Source organism: Pseudomonas paraveronii, assembly GCF_963681955.1.
Lineage (GTDB): Bacteria > Pseudomonadota > Gammaproteobacteria > Pseudomonadales > Pseudomonadaceae > Aquipseudomonas > Aquipseudomonas paraveronii.
The window spans coordinates 1,994,631-2,019,806 of the sequence record NZ_OY817130.1 but is presented as its reverse complement, the minus strand read 5'-3'; the positions used below and the strand labels follow the sequence as shown (position 1 = coordinate 2,019,806).

The 25,176-nt window shown below is 59.9% G+C and carries 25 protein-coding genes and 1 pseudogene; 14 read left to right on the top strand and 12 right to left on the bottom strand.

Going from position 1 to position 25,176, the window contains the following annotated elements:
• Positions 1 to 99: 99 nt before the first annotated feature.
• Positions 100 to 1,326, bottom strand: a complete 1,227-nt coding sequence (locus U5A08_RS09255; RefSeq protein ID WP_321851266.1) for a molybdopterin molybdotransferase MoeA — start codon at positions 1,324 to 1,326, stop codon at positions 100 to 102.
• Positions 1,310 to 1,849 (bottom strand): molybdenum cofactor biosynthesis protein B, encoded by a 540-nt coding sequence (gene moaB / locus U5A08_RS09250; protein ID WP_017849430.1) that lies wholly within the window; start codon positions 1,847 to 1,849, stop codon positions 1,310 to 1,312. The genes U5A08_RS09255 and moaB overlap by 17 nt, the downstream gene beginning before the upstream one ends.
• A gap of 76 nt (positions 1,850 to 1,925) precedes the next feature.
• Here moaB and mobA point away from each other — a divergent pair, with 76 nt between their 5' ends.
• Positions 1,926 to 2,528, top strand: a complete 603-nt coding sequence (mobA, locus tag U5A08_RS09245) for a molybdenum cofactor guanylyltransferase MobA (RefSeq protein ID WP_321851264.1) — start codon at positions 1,926 to 1,928, stop codon at positions 2,526 to 2,528.
• A gap of 79 nt (positions 2,529 to 2,607) precedes the next feature.
• Positions 2,608 to 2,829 carry a YgdI/YgdR family lipoprotein gene (locus tag U5A08_RS09240; protein ID WP_253394349.1) on the top strand — a complete coding sequence of 74 codons (222 nt, stop codon included), beginning with the start codon at positions 2,608 to 2,610 and terminating at the stop codon, positions 2,827 to 2,829.
• Positions 2,830 to 2,883: 54 nt separating this feature from the next.
• On the opposite strand, the gene U5A08_RS09235 is transcribed toward U5A08_RS09240, so the two are convergent.
• From U5A08_RS09235 to U5A08_RS09225, 3 genes are all read right to left on the bottom strand, one after another.
• Positions 2,884 to 3,774 carry a pseudouridine synthase gene (locus tag U5A08_RS09235; RefSeq protein WP_321851262.1) on the bottom strand — a complete coding sequence of 297 codons (891 nt, stop codon included), beginning with the start codon at positions 3,772 to 3,774 and terminating at the stop codon, positions 2,884 to 2,886.
• Positions 3,775 to 3,845: 71 nt separating this feature from the next.
• Positions 3,846 to 4,181, bottom strand: a complete 336-nt coding sequence (locus U5A08_RS09230; RefSeq protein WP_253394347.1) for a transcriptional regulator — start codon at positions 4,179 to 4,181, stop codon at positions 3,846 to 3,848.
• A 74-nt stretch (positions 4,182 to 4,255) separates the two neighbouring features.
• Positions 4,256 to 4,492 (bottom strand): glutaredoxin family protein, encoded by a 237-nt coding sequence (locus tag U5A08_RS09225; protein ID WP_253394346.1) that lies wholly within the window; start codon positions 4,490 to 4,492, stop codon positions 4,256 to 4,258.
• 146 nt (positions 4,493 to 4,638) lie between these two features.
• On the opposite strand from U5A08_RS09225, the gene U5A08_RS09220 reads away from it, so the two are divergent.
• Positions 4,639 to 6,375, top strand: coding sequence for a cation:proton antiporter (locus U5A08_RS09220; protein WP_253400360.1), 1,737 nt, complete (start codon positions 4,639 to 4,641; stop codon positions 6,373 to 6,375).
• On the opposite strand, the gene U5A08_RS09215 is transcribed toward U5A08_RS09220, so the two are convergent.
• Positions 6,362 to 7,570: an ammonium transporter gene (locus tag U5A08_RS09215; protein WP_247407251.1), complete on the bottom strand. Its 1,209-nt coding sequence runs from the start codon at positions 7,568 to 7,570 to the stop codon at positions 6,362 to 6,364. The genes U5A08_RS09220 and U5A08_RS09215 overlap by 14 nt on opposite strands.
• A 346-nt stretch (positions 7,571 to 7,916) precedes the next feature.
• Between U5A08_RS09215 and U5A08_RS09210 the strand changes: the two genes are divergently transcribed.
• The 4 genes from U5A08_RS09210 (at position 7,917) to U5A08_RS09195 (ending at position 10,218) form a co-directional block, all read left to right on the top strand.
• Entirely contained in the window at positions 7,917 to 8,231 is a 315-nt protein-coding gene (locus U5A08_RS09210; RefSeq protein ID WP_017849423.1) for an ElaB/YgaM/YqjD family protein, read from the top strand.
• A 4-nt stretch (positions 8,232 to 8,235) separates the two neighbouring features.
• Positions 8,236 to 8,625, top strand: coding sequence for a phage holin family protein (locus U5A08_RS09205; protein WP_247407249.1), 390 nt, complete (start codon positions 8,236 to 8,238; stop codon positions 8,623 to 8,625).
• On the top strand, positions 8,622 to 8,963 hold the full coding sequence (locus U5A08_RS09200) for a hypothetical protein (protein ID WP_253394344.1): 342 nt from the start codon (positions 8,622 to 8,624) through the stop codon (positions 8,961 to 8,963). The genes U5A08_RS09205 and U5A08_RS09200 overlap by 4 nt, the downstream gene beginning before the upstream one ends.
• 91 nt (positions 8,964 to 9,054) lie before the next feature.
• A complete protein-coding gene (locus U5A08_RS09195; protein ID WP_321851259.1) occupies positions 9,055 to 10,218 on the top strand; it encodes an EAL domain-containing protein in 1,164 nt (387 codons plus the stop codon).
• A gap of 165 nt (positions 10,219 to 10,383) precedes the next feature.
• On the opposite strand, the gene U5A08_RS09190 is transcribed toward U5A08_RS09195, so the two are convergent.
• Complete coding sequence (locus U5A08_RS09190; protein ID WP_321852197.1) at positions 10,384 to 11,736, bottom strand: deoxyguanosinetriphosphate triphosphohydrolase; 1,353 nt, start codon at positions 11,734 to 11,736, stop codon at positions 10,384 to 10,386.
• Positions 11,737 to 11,970: 234 nt separating this feature from the next.
• On the opposite strand from U5A08_RS09190, the pseudogene U5A08_RS29835 reads away from it, so the two are divergent.
• The 4 genes and pseudogenes from U5A08_RS29835 to U5A08_RS09175 form a co-directional block, all read left to right on the top strand.
• Positions 11,971 to 12,099, top strand: a pseudogene (locus tag U5A08_RS29835) (hypothetical protein); the annotation flags it as partial.
• A 194-nt stretch (positions 12,100 to 12,293) separates the two neighbouring features.
• On the top strand, positions 12,294 to 12,686 hold the full coding sequence (locus U5A08_RS09185; protein WP_247398453.1) for a response regulator: 393 nt from the start codon (positions 12,294 to 12,296) through the stop codon (positions 12,684 to 12,686).
• A 249-nt stretch (positions 12,687 to 12,935) separates the two neighbouring features.
• Positions 12,936 to 13,559, top strand: coding sequence for a response regulator transcription factor (locus tag U5A08_RS09180; protein WP_253394340.1), 624 nt, complete (start codon positions 12,936 to 12,938; stop codon positions 13,557 to 13,559).
• Between the two features lie 8 nt (positions 13,560 to 13,567).
• Positions 13,568 to 17,203 carry a transporter substrate-binding domain-containing protein gene (locus tag U5A08_RS09175; protein ID WP_253394338.1) on the top strand — a complete coding sequence of 1,212 codons (3,636 nt, stop codon included), beginning with the start codon at positions 13,568 to 13,570 and terminating at the stop codon, positions 17,201 to 17,203.
• Between the two features lie 39 nt (positions 17,204 to 17,242).
• Here U5A08_RS09175 and U5A08_RS09170 read toward each other — a convergent pair whose 3' ends face one another.
• Positions 17,243 to 17,725 (bottom strand): free L-methionine (R)-S-oxide reductase MsrC, encoded by a 483-nt coding sequence (locus U5A08_RS09170; RefSeq protein WP_247398444.1) that lies wholly within the window; start codon positions 17,723 to 17,725, stop codon positions 17,243 to 17,245.
• A complete protein-coding gene (locus tag U5A08_RS09165) occupies positions 17,722 to 18,612 on the bottom strand; it encodes an ATP-binding protein (protein ID WP_253394336.1) in 891 nt (296 codons plus the stop codon). Before U5A08_RS09165 ends, U5A08_RS09170 begins: the two co-directional genes overlap by 4 nt.
• A 170-nt stretch (positions 18,613 to 18,782) precedes the next feature.
• Here U5A08_RS09165 and U5A08_RS09160 point away from each other — a divergent pair, with 170 nt between their 5' ends.
• Entirely contained in the window at positions 18,783 to 21,092 is a 2,310-nt protein-coding gene (locus tag U5A08_RS09160; RefSeq protein ID WP_321851257.1) for a response regulator, read from the top strand.
• Here the strand turns inward: U5A08_RS09160 and U5A08_RS09155 are convergent.
• The 3 genes from U5A08_RS09155 to msrB all read right to left on the bottom strand — a co-directional run bounded on the left by U5A08_RS09155 (position 21,073) and on the right by msrB (position 22,538).
• Positions 21,073 to 21,537 (bottom strand): MarR family winged helix-turn-helix transcriptional regulator, encoded by a 465-nt coding sequence (locus U5A08_RS09155; protein WP_253394334.1) that lies wholly within the window; start codon positions 21,535 to 21,537, stop codon positions 21,073 to 21,075. The genes U5A08_RS09160 and U5A08_RS09155 overlap by 20 nt on opposite strands.
• Positions 21,534 to 22,019, bottom strand: coding sequence for a glutathione peroxidase (locus U5A08_RS09150; RefSeq protein WP_253394333.1), 486 nt, complete (start codon positions 22,017 to 22,019; stop codon positions 21,534 to 21,536). The genes U5A08_RS09155 and U5A08_RS09150 overlap by 4 nt, the downstream gene beginning before the upstream one ends.
• Before the next feature lie 126 nt (positions 22,020 to 22,145).
• Complete coding sequence (gene msrB, locus U5A08_RS09145) at positions 22,146 to 22,538, bottom strand: peptide-methionine (R)-S-oxide reductase MsrB (RefSeq protein ID WP_253394332.1); 393 nt, start codon at positions 22,536 to 22,538, stop codon at positions 22,146 to 22,148.
• A 202-nt stretch (positions 22,539 to 22,740) separates the two neighbouring features.
• Between msrB and U5A08_RS09140 the strand changes: the two genes are divergently transcribed.
• Positions 22,741 to 23,952 (top strand): pyridoxal phosphate-dependent aminotransferase, encoded by a 1,212-nt coding sequence (locus U5A08_RS09140; RefSeq protein ID WP_017849409.1) that lies wholly within the window; start codon positions 22,741 to 22,743, stop codon positions 23,950 to 23,952.
• Positions 23,953 to 24,256: 304 nt separating this feature from the next.
• The gene (gene htpX / locus U5A08_RS09135) at positions 24,257 to 25,144 is read left to right on the top strand and encodes a protease HtpX (RefSeq protein ID WP_253394331.1); all 888 of its coding nucleotides are present in this window, start codon (positions 24,257 to 24,259) and stop codon (positions 25,142 to 25,144) included.
• The last annotated feature ends 32 nt before the right edge of the window (positions 25,145 to 25,176 follow it).

The window sequence follows — 25,176 nt, the reverse complement described above, 5'->3', positions numbered from 1 at the left end:
GGGAGGGGGCTTGCCCCCGATGGCAGTGTTTCAGTCAACACATCTGTGGCTGATACACCGCCATCGGGGGCAAGCCCCCTCCCACACTTGAATCGATGTTTAGTTCAGGACTTCGCTCAGCGGGATGAAATTGACGCGATCCCCCATCTCCAGCGTAGTGCCCTCCAACACCTCCACCAACCCTTGCGCCCACGCCGCGCTGCGCAGCACGCCGGAGCTCTGGTTGCGGTAGATGACCGCCTTGCCCTGCTCGATGCGCCCGCGCAGGTACTCGCGGCGGTTGCCCGGCTTGGGCCAGACGAACCCTGCCGGCACCTCAAACCGCAGCGGTTGGACTTCAGCCACACCTTGGCGGCGCAGCAGATAGGGGCGCGCCAACAGGGCAAACGTCACCAACGTCGACGCCGGATTGCCCGGCAGGCCGATCACCGGCACGCCACGAAAATGGCCGAAGGTCAGCGGTTTGCCGGGCTTGATCGCCAGCTTCCACAAGGCCAGCTCGCCCTCTTCACGTAGAGCAATGCCGAGAAAATCCGCCTCGCCTACCGACACACCGCCGGTCGACAGAATCAGGTCAACTGCGTCCAGGCCGGCCAAGCGCGTGCGCGTCTGTTCCAGGTCATCCGGAAGAATGCCGGCATCGATCACTTCACACCCCAGGCGCTCCAGCCAACTGCACAGCACACGGCGGTTGCTGTTGTAGATCTGCCCCGGACCGAGGGGCAAACCGGGCTCGATCAACTCATCGCCGGTGGACAGCACCGCGACCCGCACGCGGCGTACCACAGCCAAATGGTCGAGGCCGAGGGACGCGGCCAGGCCGAGTTCGATCGGGCCCAGGCGCGTGCCCGCGGCCAACACCAATTCGCCGACGGTGGTTTCCTGCCCTTGCGGGCGAATGTTCTGATCGATATGCAACGGCTCGGTAAAGCTCACCCGCTCATCGGCGTGAACCACGGCGTTTTCCTGCATTTCCACGCAGTCAGCGCCTTCCGGCACGGGCGCTCCGGTGAAGATGCGCGCGCAGGTGCCAGCGGCCAATGGCGCGGGTGCTTGACCGGCGAAGATGCGCTGGCTCACCACCAACGGCTCGCCGGCCCAGTCGCAAAGGCGCAGGACATAACCGTCCATGGCGCTGTTGGGCCAGGGCGGCAGGTCGAGGGTGGCGATCAGATCCTGCGCCAATACGCGGCCATCGCACGCGGCCAGGGGCAACACCTGCTGCTCGCGGATCGGTGCGGCGTCGGCTATCTCGAGCAAGCGTTGCAGGGCTTCTTCCACCGGCATCAAGGCGCCGGTCTTGCCCGACTTATCCACGGGATTCACAGGGTTCGGCCTGTTTCAGGTGCGGTACGAAGTTGCAGGGACGGTGACGGTTGTCCAGTTGCTCGGCGAGGATGCCGTCCCAGCCGGTGCGCACGGCGTTGGTGGAACCCGGCAGGCAGCACACCAGGGTGCCATTGGCCAGGCCGGCCAGGGCGCGGGATTGCACGGTGGAGGTGCCGATGTCGGCCACGGAGATCTGACGGAACAGCTCGCCAAAACCATCGACCTGCTTGTCGAGCAGACAGCTCACCGCTTCAGGCGTGCTGTCGCGGCCAGTGAAGCCGGTGCCGCCGGTGATCAGTACGACCTGCACCACGTCTTCGGCGATCCAGTGAGCCACCTGGGCGCGGATCTTGTAGAGGTCGTCCTTGAGCAGCACGCGCTCGGCCAGGAGGTGGCCGGCGGCGATCAGGCGGTCGACAAAAACCTGGCCCGAGGTATCGGTGTCCAGGGTGCGGGTGTCGCTGACGGTCAGTACAGCGATATTCAGGGGTACGAAGGGCGCATCTGCCTTGGCTTTCATGGCACGGTCCGGTTGTCGAAGGAATAGCCCGATGTTATATCACAGGCCCCTATTTACCTGCCGCAGCGGAACCCACATGCCCGACGACTCTTCGCCCCTGCCCTGTTCGATTCTGCTGTTGGCCGGTGGCCGCGGCCAACGCATGGGCGGACAAGACAAGGGCTTGCTGGAATGGCACGGCCAGCCGCTGATTGCGCACTTGCAACACTTGGTGCGCCCACTGACCGACGACCTGATCATCTCGTGCAACCGCAACCTGGAGCGTTACGCGCCCTATGCCGACCAGGTGGTGAGTGACGACAGCGCGGATTTCCCCGGACCGCTGGCCGGTATCCGCGCAGGATTGAGCGCCGCCCGCCATGGGCACGTGCTGATCTTACCGTGCGATGTACCGCACCTTGACGCCCGACTGCTCGCCGATCTGCGCGAGACGGCGCAGCGCAATCCGCGGCTGCCGGTGATGGTGCGCCACGGAGAATTCTGGGAACCGTTGATCTGCATCATCCCCACCTACCTGCAAAGCGCGGTAGAACAGGCCTGGCAAGCCGGTGAGCGCAGCCCGCGCAAGATTTTCCTGCAGTTGGGTGGCGTCGGGCTGGAATGCCCGGCAGATGATCCGCGCCTGGCCAACCTGAACACGCCTGCGCTGTTACACACAGGGCCTGGCATGTCAGAATGAACCTCGCACAAGGAACTTTGTCGACGCGCCACGCGTCACACAGTCAGCACTCAAAAAGAATTCTCTCGGAGACACACCCATGACTCAACGGACCATCGCCGCTCTCATGCTTGCACTGGGCCTCGCTACCCTTGCCGGTTGCGCCTCGCCAACAGTGATCACCCTGAATGACGGTCGCGAAATCCAGGCTGTCGACACCCCAGAATATGACAAGACTTCGGGCTTCTACGAATTCGAACAGCTTGACGGCAAGCGTACCCGCATCAACAAAGATCAAGTGCGTACCGTTAAAGACCTGTAAGCCGCAACGCTTGCACACAAGGCCCGCCTCGCGCGGGCCTTGTCGTTTCCGGGGTTACCAGTCGAGGGTGATTTGGCTGCGGAAACTGCGCTCTTCACCCGTTACCGGATCGATAAAACGCACGCCCTGGGCGAGCAGCTTCAAGGGATTGGCGTAGTCGTCCACGGCATCCTTGATCACGTCGGGGTAGAACGGGTCATTGCAAATACTCGCCCCGAGGGCCGTCATGTGTACCCGCAACTGGTGCTTCTTGCCGGTCACGGGGAACAGGCCATAGCGCCATAAATCGCCGTGGGTTTCGCGCACTTCCACGGCCGTTTCGGTGTTGCTGGTGCCTGGCCCTTCCTGCATGCGAAAGAATGGCTCGCCATCCACCAGGCGGCTTTTGTGGACCAGGGGGAAGGTCAGGTTCGGCAAGGCCGGGGCGATAGCTTCGTAGAATTTGTCGATTTTACGAGTGGGAAATAACTGCTGATAGGCCGAGCGGCTTCGCGGGTTGGCCGAGAACAGCACCAGCCCCGCCGTATGTCGGTCGATGCGGTGCAGGGGCACCAGGGACGGATTGTCCAGGCGGCGAATCAGGCGGCGCAACAGGGTTTGCTCGACGTACTCACCGGCCGGGGTGACGGGCAGAAAGTGCGGTTTGTCCGCCACCACCAGGTGTTCGTCGGCGTACAGGATGGTTTCCTGCACCGGGATGACTTTTTCGTTCGGCACTTCGCGGAAGTAATAGATGCACAGGCCTTCCTTGTAGGCCAGGTCCAGACGGATCGGACTGCCCTGGAGATCCAGCACGCGGCCACGGGCGATGCGGTCCAGCCACTGCGCGCGGCCGATCGCCGGGAAATGCTCGCACAGGCAATCGAGCACCGTCGCCCAAGGGCCGGGCGGCAAGTACAAAGTGCTGGCTTGATGCTGGGACGCAGAAAAACCGGAAGTGGACATGCAGATGCTCGAAGCCTGGGAAACAGGCCGGCATTATCCCGCATGAAGCGGGATTGAGCCTAGGGCGGATCTCAGGCCTTGGCTAACTGTGCCCGCAGGATCGGCGAAGCACTGGCGGCCTCGGTAAATTCCTTGAGCCAGCGCAATACGTCCACCGCTTCCCAACGGCCCGGATCATACAGCGCGTACAGCAAGCCCTGGTAACCCACCACATCCAACTGCCTGTGATAACCGGCGCGCTGGAACAACGCTTCGATCTCGGCAAAGCAGGTATTGAAATGCACTTTGTTAAACGGCGTCTTGCCTTCCGTGACCAGGCCATCGAGGCGCAGCTCGTTCACCGCGTCGCGCACGATATCGGCGGACATGCGATTAACGCTGCTTTTCAGTTGTTCAACATTCACCACGGGCGTTCCCTCTATTCAATCGCTGTACAAACATACAGTAACCCAATATTGAGAAAGCTGCCATCGCCCAAGCGCTAGAGTAGGAAGGACACGACCTGCTTGGTGTCGAACGGCCAAGCCAGTTCAGCCCCCGTGTCTACCCGGCGCAGCACCGGAATCGTTAGGCCGTAGGCTTCGAACAGGGCTTCGGAATCGGCGATGTCCACCAGTTCCACCATCAACCCATGTTCGACCAACGGCATGATTTCTTCTTCGGCGAGCTCACACAGATGGCAGCCCAGAGTAGTGAACAACTGGCATTCAGGAGGCATGACGATAGAACCTGATCAGGGATAGGCGCCCATTTTAGGCCGACTCAATAGCGCTGGCGAGCCGATAAACCCTGACCCAGGTCACCACGGCCTATAACTGATTCAGCGACTCTCGCGGCTTTTTGTCCGCGCGCCCTACAATGGAGATGCTTGTGTTCGCCAACCTGCTGATCATTCTCGCCTCATCCCTGGTGGTGATTGCGCTGTTTCGCCGGCTGCAATTGCCGCCCGTGCTGGGCTACCTGTGCGTGGGCCTGGCCGTGGGGCCGACCGCCCTCGACTGGGTGAATGACAGCGAACACCTGCCCGACCTCGCCGAACTGGGCGTGGTGTTCCTGCTGTTTTCCCTGGGCCTGGAGTTCTCGCTGAGCAAAATGTTCGCCCTGCGCCGCGTGGTATTTGGCCTGGGCAGCCTGCAGGTGCTGGGGTGCGGGGTGCTGCTGGGGGGCCTGTTGATGGCCTTTGGCGTGTCGCCGAACATCGCCCTGCTGCTCGGTGCGGGGCTGGCGTTGTCGTCCACGGCCATCGTCAGCAAAGAGCTGGGCAGCCTCGGGGAAATCTTCAGCAGCCATGGCCAGAACGCGATTGGGGTGCTGCTGTTCCAGGATGTGGTAGCGGTGTTGCTGCTGACCCTGGTCCCGGTGTTCGCCGGCAGCAGCGAGCAGGCCTGGTATTGGGCTCTGCCGTTGACGCTGGGCAAGACGCTGTTGTTGTTCGTCGGCCTGCTGCTCGCCGCCCGCTGGTTATTGCCGCGTTTGTTCCGTGAAGTCGCCGCCTCCCATTCGGCCGAGCTGTTTGTGCTGCTGGCGCTGGTGATCGTGTTGCTGACCGCCTGGCTCACTCACCTGCTGGGCCTCTCCCCTGCGCTAGGTGCGTTCCTGGCCGGCATGCTGCTGGGGGAAAGCCATTACCGGCATCAGATCGAGGCGGATATCCGACCGTTTCGCGACATTCTGCTGGGGCTGTTTTTCGTCAGCATCGGCATGCTCATCGACCTGCAATTGTTCATCAGCCACGGCCTGCTGATCCTCGGCCTGACCCTGGCGCTGATGCTGACCAAGGGCTGCGTGGTCGCGGCACTGGTCAAACTGCGCGGCAGCGACCGAGAAACCGCCTGGCGCAGCGGCCTGGCCCTGGCTCAGGGCGGCGAGTTCTGTTTTGCGCTGATGGCGCAGATGCAGCAGAGCCGACTGATACCGGATGAGTTCAACGGGTTGCTGCTGGCCGTCACCTTCTGCTCGATGCTGCTGACCCCGCTGTTACTGCGGGCGGCACCGAGCATTGCCCTGCGCCTGCACCGCAAGCCCAACCAACAGGTGCAACTCGAAGCCATCACCGCGCTCAACGCCGAGTTACGTGACCATGCGGTTATCTGCGGCTATGGCCGCGTCGGGCAATCGATCGGGCGCTTTCTGCACCTTGAACAACAGGCGTTTATCGCACTGGATGACAACCCGGAACGGGTGCAGGAAGCCGCTACCGAAGACAGCAGCGTGCATTATGGCGACTGCCGTCGTGGCGCCCTGCTCAGTGCGGTCGGCCTGGACCGTGCGCGCCTGGTGGTGATCGCCGTGGATAACACCGAGGTCGCTCTCGTGGTACTGAAGGAGGCCCGCCGGATCAACGCCGACGTACCGATCCTGGTGCGCACACGCGACGACAGCCAATTGGCCGAGCTGAAAGCCGCGGGCGCCAGCGAAGTGGTGCCCGAACTTCTGGAGTCGAGCCTGATGCTCGCCTCCCACGCCCTGATCCTGCTGGGCATACCAGACCAGCAGGTGCAAGCGCGGGTCGATGACGTGCGGCATAACCGCTACCGTCTGCTACACGGCTTTTACCCGCGGGCGACCCCTGACGAAGAGGCGCCGATCAATCCTGACTGATCGCACCGATCTTGTGGATCGACAGGTCCGCGCCGTAGTACTCCTCTTCCTGGCTCAGGCGCAGCCCGTGTACGCGCTTGATCACGCCGTACACCAGCAGGCCGCCGGTAAACGCCACCGCCACACCCAACGCGGTGCCGATCAATTGGCTGATCAGGCTGACCCCGCCCAACCCGCCAAGGGCAGTCTGGCCGAAGATGCCACAGGCAATCCCGCCCCACACGCCACACAGGCCATGCAGCGGCCAGACACCCAGCACGTCGTCGATCTTCCAACGATCCTGGGCAGCAATGAAGCACCACACAAACAGACCGCCGGCGACAACGCCCGTGACCAATGCACCCACCGGATGCATCAGGTCGGAGCCGGCACAGATCGCCACCAGCCCGGCCAGCGGGCCGTTGTGCAGGAAACCCGGGTCATTGCGGCCAATCACCAGCGCCGCGACTGTACCGCCGACCATGGCCATCAACGAATTGACCGCCACCAGGCCGCTGACGCCATTCAGGGTCTGCGCGCTCATCACGTTAAAGCCGAACCAGCCGACAATCAGAATCCACGAACCCAGCGCCAGGAACGGAATGCTCGACGGTGCAAAGGCCACCAGGCGACCTTCGCGATAACGCCCGTTACGCGGCCCGAGCAACAGCACCGCCGCCAACGCGAGCCAGCCACCCATGGCATGTACCACCACGGAACCGGCAAAATCATGGAAGCTGGCACCGAAGGTCGCCAGCAACCAGGCCTGCACGCCGAAATTGCCGTTCCACACCAAGCCTTCGAAAAACGGGTAGATAAACGCCACAATCAGCGCGGTAGCGCACAGTTGCGGAACAAATCGTGCACGCTCGGCAATGCCCCCGGAAATGATCGCCGGAATCGCCGCGGCAAAGGTCAACAGGAAGAAGAACTTCACCAGGCCATAACCGTGATCGGCACTGATCACCGCTGCCGGTTGCATGAAGCTCACGCCATAAGAGATCCAATAGCCTATAAAGAAATAGGCCAGGGTGGAGATCGCGAAGTCACTGAGGATTTTCGACAGGGCGTTGACTTGGTTCTTCTGGCGCACGGTGCCGACTTCGAGGAAGGCGAAACCGGCGTGCATGGCGAGGACCATGACCGCACCAATCAGAATAAATAGGGTGTTAGAACTGTGGACGAGGGTGTCCACTGCGCTTTGCAGATTTTCCATGGAGGTTGGCAGGCCTGCGATAAAGGCAAAAAGCACCAAAGCGGTTCAAGCCGGCGTTTCGCGCACTAAATTGGTACCACCGGCTCCGCCCCTCTTCTGAGGGCGTGAACCGCTTTAGCGCAGCGATCAGCACAACCGGGCATTCCCGACAGGGTTTTTCCGCGAGTTTCAGTTATATAGGGTAAGGTTTTCACCGGTTTGCGGCCCAACCGCCCAGATTCAGCGCAGGCCCCGGGGCCTGCGCACCAAGGAAAAGCAAAAGTTGTACCAGACAATTGCAATGAACCTTCACCGATGCCGGTGACTCGAAACCACACGTACCGATCAGCCACTCACGGAGATATCCATGGCCAGCAAAACAGCACAGACGGCTCAAGAAATACTGATGGCGGATTTTCAGACCCTGGTCAGTGACACCGAAAAGTTGCTGGACGACACCGCCATCCTGGCCGGCGACCAGGCCGACGAACTGCGCGCCAAGATCCACGACAGCCTGCTCAAGGCCCGTGAAACCCTGCAACTGACCGAAGACTCCCTGCGCGACCGCAGCAAGGCCGCCGTCACCGCGACCGAAGATTATGTGCAGGCCAACCCTTGGCAGTCGGTGGGCATTGCCGCCGGCGTGGGCTTTTTGATCGGCCTGCTTGCTACAAGGCGCTAATCCTATGTCTATCGGCGAATCCGGCTCGTCCACGGGCCCAAGTTCAACGTCCCGACGCCTGGGCGCAGCCGTACTGGGCTTGCTGCACAGCCATGTCGAACTGTTCGGCATCGAGTTGCAGGAGCAGAAGGCCCGCACCGTCAGCCTGCTGCTGTTTGCCGGGCTGGCCCTGGTGTTTGCCCTGCTGTTGCTGGTGGGGTTGTCGACGTTGGTGATGATTCTGGTATGGGACACCGGCTACCGCCTGACCGGAATCATCTGCCTCTGTGTGTTCTATACCCTGGCCGCTGTGTTCTGCGCTGTGCGCTTGAAGGCGGCGGTATTCGATGAATCCACGCCGTTCCACGCCACGCTCGAAGAGCTGGCCAATGACCGGGAGCGCCTGCTGCCATGAGCCTGACTGAATTCCCGCACACCCACTCGCGCCAGGAAATGCGCAAGGCGCTGATCCGCCTGCGCATGGAAATGCACCGCCAGGAAATCCGCCATGAGTCCCAGCAACTGATGGCGCCCCTGCACAAAGTGCGCAACATGGGCCAGAACTGGCAGGACAGCCTGGGTATCAAGCACGCGCCGCTGTGGGGCGTGGCGGCAGTGACGCTGATCGGTTTCTTCACCGGCAAGGGCGCCAAGGGCGGCAGTCTCAGCAGCCTGACCCGCCTGGTGCGGCTGGGCGCCGGCTTGATCCCGCTGATCAAATTGGCCATGCAGGGCGCCTCACGCAAAGGTTGAGGCCTGCTGGCTGCATTCTTGCAAACACAATCGGCCCGGCCCTCGTCAACGAAGGCCGGGTCTTTTCTTGCCAACGCGTTAAGGAGGCCCCGTGATCGACGGGCAACCGCTCGCCTGCTTCCAACCCTTCATTGACACCGCCACCGGGCGCATTGCCGGCGTCGAAGCCCTTGGCCGCCTGCGCCAGGCTGACGGTCGCCTGCTGTCGGTCGGCCCGTTGTTCGCCGACCCGCGCACCTCAGGCGTGGCCTTGCGGCGCCTGGACCGGCAAATCCGCGACAACGCGTTAAGCCGTCTGCACGAGGCACCGCAGGACTGGTTTCTGAGCCTGAACATCTCGCCGCGCTGGATCAATCGCCTGCGTGCCGGCCAAGCCTTGCCCAGCCTGCAACAGGTGCAGGCCCACGGCGTCGACCCACAGCGCATCGTGTTCGAGATCACTGAACTGGGCGGCGATATCCAACGCCTGGCCGACGTGGTGGCGCGCTATCGCGAGGCCGGCGCACGCATCGCCATCGATGACTTCGGCGCCGGCTATTCGCAGCTCGACCGCGTGCTGGCGTTGCAGCCGGACATTCTCAAGCTGGACATGCGCCTGTTTCAGGAAGCTGCAAAAGGTGGCCCCAGCAGTGAAGTCGTGCGGGCACTCGCGCAAATGGCGGAAAAAACCGGCTGCTGGATCATTGCCGAAGGCGTGGAGACCGAAGCGCAGTTGAGCTTTGCGCTGGAGTGCGGCTCGCGGTACGTGCAGGGTTATCTGTTTGCCCAGGCGCAATTGGACTGGTTCGCCGCCGATGCTTTCGTACCGCGCTTTGCCCAACTGCGTAGCGCTTACGTGCAGAAAAAACTCGCCGAACGCGGACGCATCATGCTGTTACGCCAGCAATTGACCGAACTGATGAAAATCCTCCAGACCTGGGCCCAGGGCCAGGCACCGCTGAGCCATTTGCCGCAATTGCCGGATTTTCCCTGGCTGCTGCGCTTCTACCAGTGCGACCGACATGGCACCCAACTGACCCCCAACTTCGAATGGCGCCAGGATGCCTGGCAAGCCGACAGCCGCTACCTCGGTCACAACTGGTCATGGCGCCCATACTTCTATCATCTGCTGGCCGAAGGCTGGGAGGAGCGTCGCCTGACGCTGTCTTCGACCTACCGCGACGCCACCACCAACCAGTATTGCCTGACCGCCGGACAATTCTTCGATAACGGCCAGCGCTTGCTGTTAATCGATATCGACGCGGTCGGCCTGTAGATTTTCGCTTGCCCCGCCCACCCGGCACCGGGAAGCTGGGCGGGTCATTCCGCGCAGAGAAGCATTAAGCCGTAGCTCGTTTCACAAGGACCACGACCGCATCATTTTCTCCGCCGTTAGATAGCGATAACAAAATAAATATATAAATAGATCAGTACTCAAAACTCAACGTTCCCCACCCATCCCACTGAACTGGCGAGCCAAGTGGATAGCATAGTTATCCGTCATACCACTCACGTAATCCAAAACCTGCATAATTGCGCCGTACTCTTTTGACACGCCAACATTATCATCTAGCGCTTTCAGATCCAGACCAATAAGCTCTGCCACCCTTCTAGTCTTAGAATCCGCTACACCGCCCTTTTTGACGTAATCCAAAGCAGCAGAACAGATAACGCTGAGCAACGTAGAAATCGTGCTGTAAGCTCCGATTTCCAACTCAACTTTCCTTGGATGTTGGAAGATTTCATCACGCGCAAGACCTTTGGCGGCGGTTACACATTCACGCACGTTCTTATCGCAAAGATCCAAGATGCCTAACACCTTGCCAGTCATGATTTTGTTGTGGTTGCTCATGAACGCTGTCGCCCCAGCATCTACAAAAGCTGAAATGACTTTTCCACGCACCATAGAAAGTCTTCGGCCAACTTTCATGCCCTGTATTTCTTTGACAAGCTGATTCTTCTGATGGTCACCAAGGACAAGGCACAAGATTTCAAAAACCTTATCCCATTCAAGGATACCCATCTCTACACCATCTTCTAAATCAAGAATGGCATAGCAGAAGTCATCGGAGACTTCCATCAAATTAGCCAGAGGATGGCGGCACCGCCAACTTTCACCCAATTTTATCAAACCAGTCGCATCGGCCACTTCATTGAACAAACCCAATTCAGAGCAGTAAATGCCATATTTGTTCTGGATAGGCCGTTGCATGTTAACAGCATCACCCGCCAGCCAAGGATACTTAATGAAAGCCCCGAGTGACGCATAGGTCAGACGCATTCCCCCTTCATTGGGATGATATTCCGAGGTCGTTAAAACCCTGAACCCTTGGGCATTACCTTCAAACCTGCGCAAGTCAGTAGCCTCATGGAATGGCAACTGCTCAATCATCTTTGCCCCCACATCATTGGAGAACCAGTGACGAATAGCTTCTTCACCAGTATGTCCAAAGGGAGGATTGCCAATGTCATGAGCCAGGCAAGCAGTTTGGACAATATCACCAATATCAGAAGCTGAATGTTGCTCAGGGATAAGTCTTTCATTTAGAAGTTCTTGGCCCACTCTCACGCCCAGCGTCCGACCGACACAAGCGACTTCCAAGCTATGTGTGAGGCGATTATGAACATGGTCATTAGTGGCGAGAGGATGAACCTGTGTCTTTCTTGCAAGGCGCCTGAAAGCCCCGGAGAAGATGACCTTGTCATGGTCTGAGTGGAAAGGTGAGCGGCCTAGCTCAGATTTAGGAGGCCGACCACCAAGGCGAGTATTATTCAGCAACCTGTCCCAGCTCATGCTTCCCATAGAACCCCCCGCAAAAACTCCAACACTATAGTTATCTTTCGCAAATAGCAAAAATTCAACCTATCATAAAAATCCAGTCTAAAAAATCGAGCTAAAGCGATCGCAACTCTAAGAACCCAGCATTGTAATATTGTGACAGCGCGAAGTACTCAACCACGTCACACATGACACAAACCAAAAATATATTAAAAAACCCAAACTAATTGCTTGGTTGCATGTAATGGATTGCCGATCCTTAAGCAGATCGCCGCACAATCTCGGTCTGCCGCAACGGGAAGAACAACGCTGAGCCCGCGCCCCCCCTCGGTGCACTTGATGGAGGCTGCGGACGACATCTGCTACGCACTAATCGACCGGGCGTTCCAGCCCGCAATAGATGACTGATCCAGCGGCCTGTTCCCTGAACAGAATCTACCTACGAGGGGAACAGAGCGGCCTGATCGAATCAGTACAAACACCCGATGAATAATCACGCACGCTCTTAAAGGGCATGGGGCACCTTCCTACGCCCCGCCCAATCGCCGCTTGACTCACCGTGTGCCCTTCCTATGTTCAAGAACTGCCTTCGCATCCTGCTGGTGGAGGATCACCCCTTTCAGCTCCTGGCAACCCGGTGTCTGCTCAACAGCTTCGGCTTCGAGCACCTGACACTGGCGGAAAACGCCGAACAGGCGATCCGGTTGATGATCCAGTCTGAGCGGCCCTTCGACCTCATGCTGTGCGACCAATGCCTGCCTGATCTGCCTGGGCTTGAGTTAGTCGAGATCGCCAGTCGTCGAGGTTTTATCGCAGGGGCTATCTTGCTGAGCGGGCTGCCCCTACTCGAACTGGCGAATCTGAAGGCTCAAGCATTTAAACGCAACTTACCGTTACTTGGCTACTTATCAAAACCATTAAACCGGGACGATTTAATGACACTGATAAACCCGCTAAACATGTAGGAATTTAAACACCCACCTATAGGAAAAACTTACCAGAAAAAGCGTCTAAAACGTGGACAGAGGTCGTGTTCCTCGCTGCCGACCGAATTCTGACACAAACGCCCACAAAGCCTTGACAGATCGTAAGGCAATACTTTTTTTGATGTAGGAAATTTCCTGTTCTGTACTTACACCCCCTGACCTTCATGCTACCCCCTCGCCTTCTGAGCTAATGTGCCCGCTTTATTTGCACTTGCATGGAATGTGATTATGAACACAGTTTTCATCATTGACGACCACCCTGTTATCAGGTTGGCGATTCGAATGTTGTTGGAACACGAAGGCTATAAAGTCGTCGGCGAAACGGATAATGGTTGTGATGCGATACAAATGGTTCGCGAATGCCTTCCAGACTTGATCATTTTGGATATCAGTATTCCGAAACTTGATGGCCTCGAAGTGCTGTGCCGTTTTAACGCAATGAACACCTCGATGAAAACCCTCATTCTGACGGCTCAATGTCCAACGCTGTTCGCTACACGCTGCATGCGCTCGGGCGCCGATGGCTATGTGTGCAAGGAGGGCGACCTGAGTGAGCTGCTGAGTGCGATACGCGCGGTATTATCCGGCTACAACTACTTCCCCAGCCAGGCATTGAATGCCAGCGGCCCGGAAGGCAACTCCCAGGAACTGGAATTGTTTAAGGCAGTGAATGACCGTGAGTTAATGGTTTTGCAACTTTTTGCACAAGGTCGCACCAACAAGGAAATTGCCAAGGGTATGTTTCTCAGTAACAAAACGGTCAGCACCTATAAAAAGAGGCTTATGCAAAAACTCAAAGCCAAGTCCTTGGTAGAACTTATCGAGTTGGCAAAACGAAACGCGCTAGTGTGAGAAAGCGGATGCCCAGGCGTATAAAGGACTATCTGATCATATTGAGCGCAGGCGTGTGCTTGAGCACCTCTGTGCTCGCTGCTCAAACGGAACCGGAACACTTCACCTTATTGAGCCGCGCAGGCGCCGTTCAACTGGACACTCAACTCGACAAGACGCAACGCCAGTGGTTGCAGAACAAACGCGAACTGGTGCTCGGCACCGCGGCTCCCGACTACCCGCCCTTCGACCTCACGTCCAGCGGACGCGATTATGAGGGGCTCACCGCCGATTACGCCGGGCTGTTGGCCAAGGCGCTGGCGCTACCGATCAGAGTGCTGCGCTACCCCAACCGGGAAGCGTCCATCCAGGCGCTCGAAGCCGGTGAAATAGACCTGTTGGGCTCGTCCAATGGCTTTGAGGCCGCCAACCCGCTGCTCACCCTTTCAGCACCGTATGCCGTGGACCAGCCCGTGCTGGTGACGCGTGAGGGCGAAACCCGCAGCCTCAGTGACGGCCTGGCGGGGCTGCGTCTGAGCCTGGTCTATCACTACCTGCCCCTGGGCGAAGTCGAAAAGTTGTATCCCGAAGCGATGATTCGCGCCTACCCGTCTTATCAGAACGCCCTGAATGCGGTGGCGTTCGACCAGGCGGATGTGTTTCTTGGCGACACCATTTCCACCCATTACATGATCAACAAGGGCTACCTGAAAAATATCCGCATGGCCAACTTCGGCAAGCACGAGGCCTATGGCTTCAGCTTCGCCGTGCGCCAGGACCAACACACCCTCTTGAGCATCCTCAACGCCGTGCTGGCGGCAGTGCCGACCAATGAACAGGACAGCATTGCCAAACGCTGGAGTGCGGGCAGCGATGTCCTGCTCACTGCGCAAAAACTGCAACTGACGCAACGCGAGGAGCGCTGGCTGAAAGCGCACCCGGTGGTCAGGGTGATCGCCAACGAAACCTTCGCGCCATTGACCTTCTTCGATGCCGACGGCAACTTCCGCGGTATCACGGCCGACCTCCTGGAGCTGATCCGCCTGCGCACCGGGTTGCGCTTCGAGGTCCAGCGCGCGCGTGATGTCAACGCGATGATCGAGCAAGTCGAAGCCGGCAAAACCGATCTCATCGGCGCCATCATTCCCAGCACGGAACGGGAAGCTCAACTGAACTTCAGTCGTCCCTACCTGGAAAACTCCTACGTACTGCTCACGCGCAAAGAGCCCGGCGCCCCATCGAATCTTGAACAGATGGCAGGCAAGCGTCTGGCGATCACCCAGGGCAACCCCCTGGAAACCATTCTGCGCAAGGAGTTCCCGCACATTCACTTGGTGGAAACCAGTGACACCTTCAAGGCCTCGGAACTGCTGGCCCAAGGGCACGTGGAAGGCGCGGTGAATTCGCTGGTGATCGCCAACTATTTCCTGTCCTCCCAAGTATTTCAGGACAAACTGCAGATCAGCAGCAGCATCGGCACCCTCCCCGCGGTCTTCGCGCTGGCCACGTCACGGCGCGCCACCGAGTTGAGCTCAATCCTGGACAAGGCACTGCTCAGCATCGCCCCCGATGAACTCGGCGTGATCAACAGCCGCTGGCGAGGCTACACCGCCGCCTCCGACAGCTACTGGCGCAATTACCACCACCTGATTGCCCAGATCATCATCGTCACCGGCCTGCTGCTGCTGATTTCCCTGACCTGGAACGCGTACATGCGCCGGGAGATCAAACACCGCAAGATGGCCGAACGCGCCCTCAACGACCAGTTCGAATTCATGCGCGCGCTGGTCAATGAAACCCCGCACCCGATCTACGTGCGCGACCGCGATGGCCTGCTGCAAACCTGCAACGACAGCTACCTGCAAGTGTTCGGCGTCAAGCGCGAAGAGGTCATTGGCAAAAGTGCGATGCAGATGAGCACGGCCCTGGAAACCGAAGCGGCTCAGTATCACGCCGACTATCTGCGCGTGGTCGCCGAGGGCAACCCGCTGATCCTTGATCGCACCCTGCTGATCAATGGCAAAAAACTGACGATCTACCACTGGATACTGCCCTACCGCGACTCCACCGGCGAAGTCCAGGGCGTCATCGGCGGCTGGATCGACATCAGCGAACGACGCCAGCTGTTCGATGAGCTGCGCGCCGCCAAGGAGCGTGCCGACGAAGCCAACCGCGCCAAGAGCACCTTCCTTGCGACCATGAGCCACGAAATCCGCACCCCCATGAATGCGGTGATCGGCATGCTGGAACTGACCCTCAAGCGCGCTGACCAGGGACACCTTGACCGTCCGGCGATCGAAGTGGCCTACCACTCCGCCAAAGACCTGCTGGAGCTGATCGGCGATATCCTGGACATTGCACGGATCGAATCCGGTCGCCTGAGCCTCGCACCGGAACGCGTGAACCTGCGGGAAGTGATTGAGTCGGTGGTGCGGGTATTCGACGGCCTGGCGCGCCAGAAAACCCTCAGTTTGCTGTTGGAGTTCCAGCCTGAGCTCGATGACACCGATGTGCTGATCGACCCGCTGCGCTTCAAGCAGGTGCTGTCCAACCTGGTGAGCAATGCGATCAAGTTCACCGAGCGCGGGCAGGTGAAGATCAAGGTACAGGTGCAAGCCACCGAGTTGCCGCAGCAGGTCGAAATGAAGCTGGTGGTCGAAGACACGGGGATCGGTATCAGCCGCGACGACCAGTTGCGCCTGTTCGAACCCTTTGCCCAGGCCGACAATTCCGGGCACCTGGCCCGCAGCGGCGCGGGCCTGGGGCTGGTGATCTGCCGCAGCCTGTGCGCGATGATGGGCGGGCAACTCAGCCTGAGCAGCGTGCCCATGGTCGGTACCCAGGTGCATGTCAGCCTGAAGATGAACTGCCTGCAGCCCATCCAGGCCGCAGACGAACCCAAGCCGGCCGCGCCCGCACCGGCGCCGGTGCTCAACGTGCTGGTGGTGGATGATCATCCGGCGAATCGCCTGCTGATGTGCCAGCAGCTAGGTTACCTGGGCCACCAGTTCACCGCGGCCCAGCATGGTGCCGCCGGGTTCCAGGCCTGGCGCCAGGCGCGCTTCGACCTGGTGATCGCCGACTGCAACATGCCCATCATGAACGGCTACGAGTTGAGCCGCTCGATCCGCGAGTACGAACAGCGGGAACAACTGACACCCTGCGTGGTGTTGGGGTTTACCGCCAATGCCCAGCCCGAAGAGAAACTGCGCTGCGCCGAAGCCGGGATGAACGACTGCCTGTTCAAACCGATCAGCCTCACAGCGCTGGAACGGCAACTGGCGCAGATCACGCCGCAGCCGTCCGGCTCGCGGCTAGACCTCAGCAACCTGGATGCGCTGACGGGCGGCGACCCACAACTGAGTCGGCGGCTGCTTGAGGAACTGCTGAGCAGCAGTTGTCACGATCGCCAGATATTGGTCACGCTGTGGGCCCAGCAGGCCCCACCGCAGGACATCATCGAGCAGGCCCACAAGATCAAGGGCGCCGCGCGCATCGTCCAGGCCGGTGTGCTGGCGGCGCAATGCGAAGCGCTGGAGCAGGCCTGCGCCCGCGACGATGATCGGGTGGTGATCGAAACCGGTATCAAGGCCCTGGAAAAGTGCATGCTGGAACTGGAGCGCCTGCTGCACATGCAACTCAACGGCCTGGGTTCTCCAGGATAGGCAGGGGCGCACCGGCCGGCTCACCCCCGAAACGGTCGATCAGCAGTCGGTCAAGCGCAGGAAAATTGCCGCCAACTGCTCGATACCGGCCTGGTCCTGCGCGGTAAAACGGGCCAGCGACGGACTGTCGAGGTCAAGGACGCCAATCAGTTGGCCATCCTTGACCAGCGGCACCACCAGTTCGCTGTTCGACGCGCTGTCGCAGGCAATATGCCCGGGGAACGCATGCACATCCTCCACCCGCTGGGTCTGGCGCGACGCGGCCGCCGCACCGCACACGCCACGACCGAACGGAATGCGCACACATGCGATCTGGCCCTGGAACGGCCCCAACACCAACTCTTCATGACGATTGAGGTAGAAACCGGCCCAGTTCAGGTCATCCAACTGGTTGAACAAAAACGCAGAGAACTGCGCGCTGTTGGCGATGAAATCCCGCTCATCGGCCAGCAGCGACTCCAACTGCGCGCACAACATGGCATACCCATCCAGACCGGTGCCGGCCTGCTGCAAATCGATCATGGTTGACGCTCCAGCAATTTGAGGCCCACCCAGTAACGGGCGAATTGATACGCGCAACGGCCGTTGCGGTTGCCACGCCCGGTGGCCCAGCGCACGGCGAGAATATCGAGGGCTTCATCACGCTGCCACTGCAGGCCGGCCTTACGCGCCAGCTCGCCGATCCAGTGCTCCACCACGTCGAGGAAATGTTCCTGGGTGAACGGGTAGAACGACAGCCACAAGCCAAAACGGTCGGACAAGGCGATCTTGTCTTCCACCGCCTCACTGGGGTGCAGCTCGCCATCCACACGCTTCCAGTTGTCATTGTCGCTCTGGTTTTCCGGCACCAGGTGACGACGGTTGGATGTGGCATACAGCAGCACGTTTTCCGGCGCCTGTTCCAGGGAGCCGTCCAGCACGCTCTTGAGCACACGGTAATCGCCTTCACCGGCCTCGAACGACAGGTCATCGCAGAACAGGATGAAGCGCTGCGGCAGCTTGAGCAGTTGTTCGACCACACGCGGCAGATCGGCCAAGTGATCGCGTTCGATTTCAATCAAGCGCAAACCGGCGCTGGCATGCTGGGCGAGCAAGGCGCGCACCATGGACGATTTCCCCGTGCCCCGCGAGCCCCACAGCAGCGCATGGTTGGCGGGCAGGCCGTCGAGGAACTGTTGGGTGTTGCGCGCCAATGTTTCACGCTGCTTGTCCACACCGATCAGATCGGACAGGCGCATGTCCAGGCTGACCTCCAGCGGCAACAGGAAGCCGCTACGGCCTTCGCGCTGCCAACGGGCGGCGAGACACTGGTTCCAGTCTATGACTTGGCGTGGGGCGGGCAACAAGGGTTCCAGGCGGGCGAGTACAGCGTCGGCACGCTCAAGAAAGGCATTCAATCGAGAATCCACGACTATTCCTCTGGCAACTTCTTGCAAAAGATGGCGTATTGGCAACCCTGTGGCTAAGCGCTCCGGGCTACCCTCCAAAAAACTGACGATACGTGCCGGGCAAGCGTGAGCTTGTGGATGTTCAACTATGCTTGCCGGGCGAAGGGAAACGTGAAGTGGTTCAACACTCGATGGATATCAAGTTCGCCCACCGCTTGTCTTATAAACAAGCCAGATTGACGGTGCTGGTCGGTCTCGTCTTGGGAACCTTGCTCAGCCTGATCCAGATCGGCATTGATTATGCCAGCGAAGACGCGTCCATCAACCGTGAAATTCGCTCACTGATTGAAATCAGCCACAACCCGGCGTCGCGCATCGCCTACAACATCGACACCGAACTGGCCCAGGAGCTGACCCTCGGCCTGTTGCACTCCCCCGCCATCATTCAGGCGCGTTTGACCGACAACAACGGCGTGGTACTGGCCGACGTCGAACGGCCGCGCAAGGAAAGTACCTACCGGCCCCTCAGCGATTTCCTGTTCGGCGCCAACCGCCAGTTCGAAGACCGGCTGTATCTCAGCCATATGCCCAACGAATCCCTTGGCGTACTGCACCTGGACGTAGACACCTACGCTTTTGGCAGCCGCTTCCTGCGCCGCGCCGAGATAACCCTGCTCAATGGGTTTGCACGCAGCCTGTTGCTGAGCGGCATCTTGCTGGGCCTGTTCTACGTGATATTGACCCAACCCCTGGTGCGCATCATTCGCGAGCTGAGCACGCGCAGACAGACACGCCTGGATTGCCCGCCAGGGCATGAACACGATGAAATCGGCGTGCTGGTCAGCGTTGCCAACCAGCAATTCGACAGCATGGAAACCGAGATCCAGCAACGCCGCCATGCCGAAGACCGCCTCACCGAATACCTGGGGCAACTGGAAGACATCGTCTCGGCGCGCACACTGGAGCTCAAGGCCAGCAACCAACGTTTGAGTCAGTCCAACGATGAGCTGGAAGCGGCGAAAATGACCGCCCTCGGCATGGCTCAAGCGCGGGCGGCGTTCCTGGCCAATATGAGTCACGAAATCCGCACGCCACTCAACGGGTTGCTGGGCATGATCGCGCTGTCGCTGGACAGCCCGCTCAACGCGGAACAGCGCCAGCAACTGTCGATCGCCCACGACTCCGGCAAGGTGCTGGTGGAACTGCTCAACGATATCCTCGACCTGTCCAAGTTCGACGCGGGCCAGTTGGAGCTGGAACGCATCCCGTTCGACCTCGGCTCGCTGGTGGAAGACACTGCCAACCTGTTGTCGCAGAACGCCGCGCCGAGTGTCGAACTGACGTGCCTGATCGATCCGCAGTTTCCGGCCCAGGTGCTCGGCGACCCGACACGTGTGCGACAGATCGTCAGTAATCTGCTGTCCAACGCCTTGAAGTTCACGCGCTTCGGCCGCGTGGATGTGCGCCTCAGCGCCCAGGACGGCCGAGTGAAAGTCGAAGTGTGCGACACCGGGATCGGCATTGCCCAGGACGCGCAGGTGAAGATCTTCCAGCCGTTCACACAGGCCGGTGCGGGCATCACCCGCCAGTTTGGCGGCACCGGCCTGGGCCTGGCGTTGACCCACAACCTGTGCGAAGCAATGCACGGACGGCTGAGCATCAGTTCCGAAGTCGGCTTCGGCAGCCAGTTCTGCGCCGACCTGCCGCTGCCCGCCCATTCGCCCGCGACCCGGCTCGCGCCGCTGGTGGGCGAAGTCATTGCAATCACCAGCGGCGACAGCGGCCTGGCGGAGCTGCTCAACACCCTGCTACCTCACTGGGGGCTGACACCGCGTTGCTATTCTCTTGATGAGGACTTGAGCGGAAAAACCCCTGATTTACTCATCACAGACTGCCCGGAGTGCCTGTTCCGCCTGCGGCCGACCATCACGGCACCGATCCTGCTGGTGACCGCCTATGGCAATTTCATGCCCAGCGAGGAAGTCGCGGCCTTCGCGCCGTTGCAGCAACAGGCGCGCCCTTTGAGCCGCAACGCGCTGTACCAGATCCTGCAACGCAATCTGCGCAGCGATGCGCGCTTGATCCAAGATCCAATCCCGCTGGACGCCGCGCCCCTCGCCCAGCGGGCACGTATCCTGCTGGTGGAGGACAACCCGGTCAATCAACTGGTGGCCAAGGGCATGCTCAGCAAGTTGGGCTGCGAAGTGATCGTCGCCGCCCACGGTGGCGAAGCGCTCAAACTCCTCGAAGCACAGCGCTTCGACATGGTGCTGATGGACTGCAACATGCCGGTGATGGATGGCTACGAGGCCAGTCGGCAGATTCGTCGCAGCGGGCGTTGGCCGGACCTGCCCATTGTGGCTTTGACCGCCAACGCGCTGTCGGAAGAACGCGAGCGTTGCCGGGCGGCGGGGATGAATGACTACCTGGCCAAGCCGTTTCGCCGCGAAGAACTCAACGCGTTGCTGGACCTGTGGGTGCCTAAGACGACAAGTCTCTGATCTGCGCGAGCAATTGGTCCAAGCTCTCGCGCAGGGCGTCGGCCTGGTTGAGGTCGACGCCGCTGTCGCACAGCAAGCGGGTTTTCAATTGATGGGCCTGGTCGCGCCGTTGCACACCGGCTTGGCTCAGGCTCAAATGCACTTCACGCTCATCTTGCGCGCTGCGCTGGCGCCTCACTAACCCAAGCTGCTCCAGGCGCTTGAGCAGCGGCGTCAGCGTACCCGAATCAAGCATCAGGCGCTCGCCCAGGGCCTTGACCGTGGGTTGGGCCGGGGCTGCTTGGTGCCATTCCCACAACACCAGCATCACCACGTATTGCGGGTAGGTCAGGCCCAACTGATCGAGCATTGGCTTGTAGGCGCGGGTCACCGCCCGTGACGCGGCGTAGAGCTTGAAACACAGCTGGTTGTCCAGGGCCAGGGACACGGTGGGCAGGTGGGTCATTTGAGCAGGGCTTCGATCGCTTGGGTCAACTCCTGGGGCTTGGTGGTTGGCGCAAAACGCTTGACCACCAAGCCGTCGCGACCGATGAGGAACTTGGTGAAGTTCCACTTGATGCCCTTGGAACCCAGCAGACCCGGAGCCTGCTTTTTCAACTGTACGAACAGCGGATGAGCAGCGCTGCCATTGACGTCGATCTTCTTGAACAACGGAAAGCTGACGCCGAAATTCAGCTCACAGAACTCGGAAATCGCACTTTCATTGCCCGGTTCCTGCTTGCCGAACTGGTTGCACGGAAACCCCAGCACCACCAGGCCCTGGTCCTTGTACTGCTGCCAGAGTTGCTCCAAGCCTTTGTACTGCGGGGTGAAGCCGCATTTGCTGGCGGTGTTGACCACCAGAATGGCCTTGCCGGCGAAGTCGGCCAAGGTCTTTTGCTCACCCTTGATGGTGGTGCAAGGGATGCTCAGCAGGTTGTCGCTCATGGCAATGCCTCGAATATGGGGAAGGAAGGAAAACATAGCGAGCAATTTAATTGCGTGCAATTGAATTGATCAAACTGATAACCCGGTATACATCGCCCCTGCACAAGACACAGGGGCGACTCATGCTCAGCGCGGTACGAGGTCCAGGCACACCGAATTGATGCAATAGCGCAGGCCGGTCGGCTGCGGGCCGTCCGGGAACACATGCCCCAGGTGGGCATCGCACTTGGCGCAGGTGACTTCGGTGCGAATCATGCCGTGGCTGATATCGCGGATCTCGATCATCGCGTTTTTGCCAATCGGTGCGTAGAAGCTAGGCCAGCCACAGCCGGAATCGAATTTGGTCGTAGAGTCGAACAGCGGCTCATTGCAGCAGACGCAGTGATACACACCGTCGGTCTTGGTGGCATTGTACTTGCCGGAAAACGGCCGTTCGGTGCCCTTCAGGCGGCACACGTTGTATTGCTCCGGATCGAGCATCGCTTTCCATTCATCAATGGTTTTCTGCAGCTTTTCCATCAGTACACCTCGGCAACTGAAAAACCCTGATCTGTGTCTTTTCCAGGGATCAGGCGGCACGTATGATTGCGCCTCTTCAACCCGGCAGTCTGGCACCCGCGTTAGCTGCATTCAAACGTATTTATGGGTGCGACCAACGCAGGATTCTCAGCACGGTAGGCGCCGCACCGTCTGGATCGTTCATTTTCAGGATCACATCGCCATGCAGGTCAGCAAATCGAACAAGCTCGCCAACGTCTGCTACGACATTCGCGGCCCAGTGCTCAAGCACGCCAAACGCCTGGAAGAGGAAGGCCATCGCATCCTCAAGCTGAACATTGGCAACCCGGCGCCCTTTGGTTTCGAAGCGCCAGACGAAATCCTCCAGGACGTGATCCGCAACCTGCCCACCGCCCAGGGCTACAGCGATTCCAAAGGCCTGTTCAGTGCGCGCAAGGCGGTGATGCAGTACTACCAGCAGAAACAGGTCGAAGGGGTCGGCATCGAAGACATCTACCTGGGCAATGGCGTGTCCGAACTGATCGTGATGTCGATGCAGGCCTTGCTCAACAACAGCGACGAAGTGTTGGTGCCGGCACCGGACTACCCGCTGTGGACCGCTGCGGTGACCCTGGCCGGTGGCCGCCCGGTACACTACCTGTGCGACGAAGGCGCCGACTGGTTCCCGGACCTGGCCGACATCAAGGCCAAGATCACCCCGAACACCAAGGCCCTGGTGATCATCAACCCGAACAACCCGACCGGCGCCGTGTACTCGCGGGAAGTGCTGCTGGGCATGCTCGAGCTGGCGCGCCAGCACAACCTGGTGGTGTTCTCCGACGAGATCTACGACAAGATCCTCTACGACGATGCCGTCCACATCTGCACCGCCTCCCTGGCGCCAGACCTGCTGTGCCTGACCTTCAACGGCCTGTCCAAGTCTTACCGCGTGGCGGGTTTCCGCTCCGGCTGGGTCGCCATCTCCGGGCCTAAGCACAACGCCCAGAGCTACATTGAAGGCATCGACATGCTGGCCAATATGCGTCTGTGCGCCAACGTACCGAGCCAGCACGCGATCCAGACTGCCCTGGGCGGTTACCAGAGCATCAACGATCTGCTGTTGCCTCAGGGCCGCCTGTTGGAGCAACGCAACCGTACCTGGGAACTGCTCAACGATATTCCCGGCGTCAGTTGTGTGAAGCCGATGGGTGCGCTGTACGCCTTCCCACGCATCGACCCAAAAGTCTGCCCGATCCTCAACGACGAGAAGTTCGTGCTCGACCTGCTGCTGTCGGAAAAGCTGCTGGTGGTCCAAGGCACGGCGTTCAACTGGCCGTGGCCGGATCACTTCCGCGTGGTGACCTTGCCGCGTGTGGATGACCTGGACATGGCCATCGGTCGCATCGGCAACTTCCTCAAGTCCTATCGCCAGTAACGACTATGCCGCTGTACGACCGGGATCTGGTCGTACAGCGATTATCTGGCAACACTTCTCTGCCCATTCTCCCGCGCAGCACTGCGGTTGCCCCTCTCCCGGCGCTTGACCCCTATAATCAAAGGGCCGCGGGGCAACAAGAGGCTGATCAGACGGAGGATTGCAGGTGGGAAATTCCCTTCAAGACTCTACCTTCAGGCTGTAGGACACAGTTTGAAATAGTCGCTCGGTTGAATCACCCCAGGCCGCACCTTATATACCCCGCAGTACGCGACATATTTAGCATGAGGAGAACTCTACAACCATGATGCGCATCCTGCTGTTCTTGGCCACTAACCTGGCGGTCGTGCTGATTGCCAGCATCACCCTGAGCCTTTTCGGCTTCAACGGGTTCATGGCGGCCAACGGGGTTGATCTGAACCTCAATCAGCTGCTGATCTTCTGTGCGGTCTTTGGTTTTGCCGGCTCGCTGTTCTCGCTGTTCATCTCCAAGTGGATGGCGAAGATGAGCACCAGCACCCAGGTCATCACTCAGCCACGCACCCGGCATGAGCAATGGTTGCTGCAGACCGTCGAGCAGTTGTCCCGTGAGGCCGGTATCAAGATGCCCGAGGTCGGGATCTTCCCGGCCTATGAAGCCAACGCCTTTGCCACCGGCTGGAACAAGAACGACGCGCTCGTTGCAGTGAGCCAGGGCATGCTGGAGCGCTTCTCTTACGATGAAGTGAAGGCGGTGCTGGCCCACGAGATCGGCCACGTGGCGAACGGTGACATGGTCACCCTGGCGCTGGTCCAGGGCGTGGTGAACACCTTCGTGATGTTCTTCGCACGGATCATCGGCAACTTCGTCGACAAGGTGATCTTCAAGAACGAAGAAGGCCGCGGCATTGCCTACTACGGGGCGACCATCTTCGCTGAACTGGTGCTGGGCTTCCTGGCCAGCGCGATCGTGATGTGGTTCTCGCGCAAACGGGAGTTCCGCGCAGACGAAGCCGGCGCCCGCCTGGCCGGCACCGGAGCAATGATCGCGGCCTTGCAGCACCTGCGCTCCGAACAGGGCCTGCCGGTGCATATGCCGGACAGCCTGACCGCCTTTGGCATCAACGGCGGCATCAAGCAGGGCCTGGCACGCATGTTCATGAGCCACCCGCCGCTGGAAGAGCGGATTGACGCACTGCGTCGTCGCGGCTGACCGCTTGGCAGCGAAACGGAAAGGGGCGATCT

What these genes read in the sequence shown, in the direction of transcription:
- U5A08_RS09205 (WP_247407249.1), top strand. Translation starts at nt 8,236, where the DNA reads ATGTCTATCGGCGAATCCGGCTCGTCCACGGGCCCAAGTTCAACGTCC.
- U5A08_RS09170 (WP_247398444.1), bottom strand. Translation starts at nt 17,725, where the DNA reads ATGATCGATTTGCAGCAGGCCGGCACCGGTCTGGATGGGTATGCCATG.
- U5A08_RS09215 (WP_247407251.1), bottom strand. Translation starts at nt 7,570, where the DNA reads ATGGAAAATCTGCAAAGCGCAGTGGACACCCTCGTCCACAGTTCTAAC.
- U5A08_RS09160 (WP_321851257.1), top strand. Translation starts at nt 18,783, where the DNA reads ATGGATATCAAGTTCGCCCACCGCTTGTCTTATAAACAAGCCAGATTG.
- U5A08_RS09185 (WP_247398453.1), top strand. Translation starts at nt 12,294, where the DNA reads ATGTTCAAGAACTGCCTTCGCATCCTGCTGGTGGAGGATCACCCCTTT.
- U5A08_RS09210 (WP_017849423.1), top strand. Translation starts at nt 7,917, where the DNA reads ATGGCCAGCAAAACAGCACAGACGGCTCAAGAAATACTGATGGCGGAT.
- U5A08_RS09240 (WP_253394349.1), top strand. Translation starts at nt 2,608, where the DNA reads ATGACTCAACGGACCATCGCCGCTCTCATGCTTGCACTGGGCCTCGCT.
- U5A08_RS09150 (WP_253394333.1), bottom strand. Translation starts at nt 22,019, where the DNA reads ATGAGCGACAACCTGCTGAGCATCCCTTGCACCACCATCAAGGGTGAG.
- U5A08_RS09235 (WP_321851262.1), bottom strand. Translation starts at nt 3,774, where the DNA reads ATGTCCACTTCCGGTTTTTCTGCGTCCCAGCATCAAGCCAGCACTTTG.
- mobA (WP_321851264.1), top strand. Translation starts at nt 1,926, where the DNA reads ATGCCCGACGACTCTTCGCCCCTGCCCTGTTCGATTCTGCTGTTGGCC.
- U5A08_RS09155 (WP_253394334.1), bottom strand. Translation starts at nt 21,537, where the DNA reads ATGACCCACCTGCCCACCGTGTCCCTGGCCCTGGACAACCAGCTGTGT.
- U5A08_RS09220 (WP_253400360.1), top strand. Translation starts at nt 4,639, where the DNA reads ATGCTTGTGTTCGCCAACCTGCTGATCATTCTCGCCTCATCCCTGGTG.
- U5A08_RS09190 (WP_321852197.1), bottom strand. Translation starts at nt 11,736, where the DNA reads ATGAGCTGGGACAGGTTGCTGAATAATACTCGCCTTGGTGGTCGGCCT.
- U5A08_RS09200 (WP_253394344.1), top strand. Translation starts at nt 8,622, where the DNA reads ATGAGCCTGACTGAATTCCCGCACACCCACTCGCGCCAGGAAATGCGC.
- U5A08_RS09225 (WP_253394346.1), bottom strand. Translation starts at nt 4,492, where the DNA reads ATGCCTCCTGAATGCCAGTTGTTCACTACTCTGGGCTGCCATCTGTGT.
- moaB (WP_017849430.1), bottom strand. Translation starts at nt 1,849, where the DNA reads ATGAAAGCCAAGGCAGATGCGCCCTTCGTACCCCTGAATATCGCTGTA.
- msrB (WP_253394332.1), bottom strand. Translation starts at nt 22,538, where the DNA reads ATGGAAAAGCTGCAGAAAACCATTGATGAATGGAAAGCGATGCTCGAT.
- U5A08_RS09140 (WP_017849409.1), top strand. Translation starts at nt 22,741, where the DNA reads ATGCAGGTCAGCAAATCGAACAAGCTCGCCAACGTCTGCTACGACATT.
- U5A08_RS09175 (WP_253394338.1), top strand. Translation starts at nt 13,568, where the DNA reads ATGCCCAGGCGTATAAAGGACTATCTGATCATATTGAGCGCAGGCGTG.
- htpX (WP_253394331.1), top strand. Translation starts at nt 24,257, where the DNA reads ATGATGCGCATCCTGCTGTTCTTGGCCACTAACCTGGCGGTCGTGCTG.
- U5A08_RS09180 (WP_253394340.1), top strand. Translation starts at nt 12,936, where the DNA reads ATGAACACAGTTTTCATCATTGACGACCACCCTGTTATCAGGTTGGCG.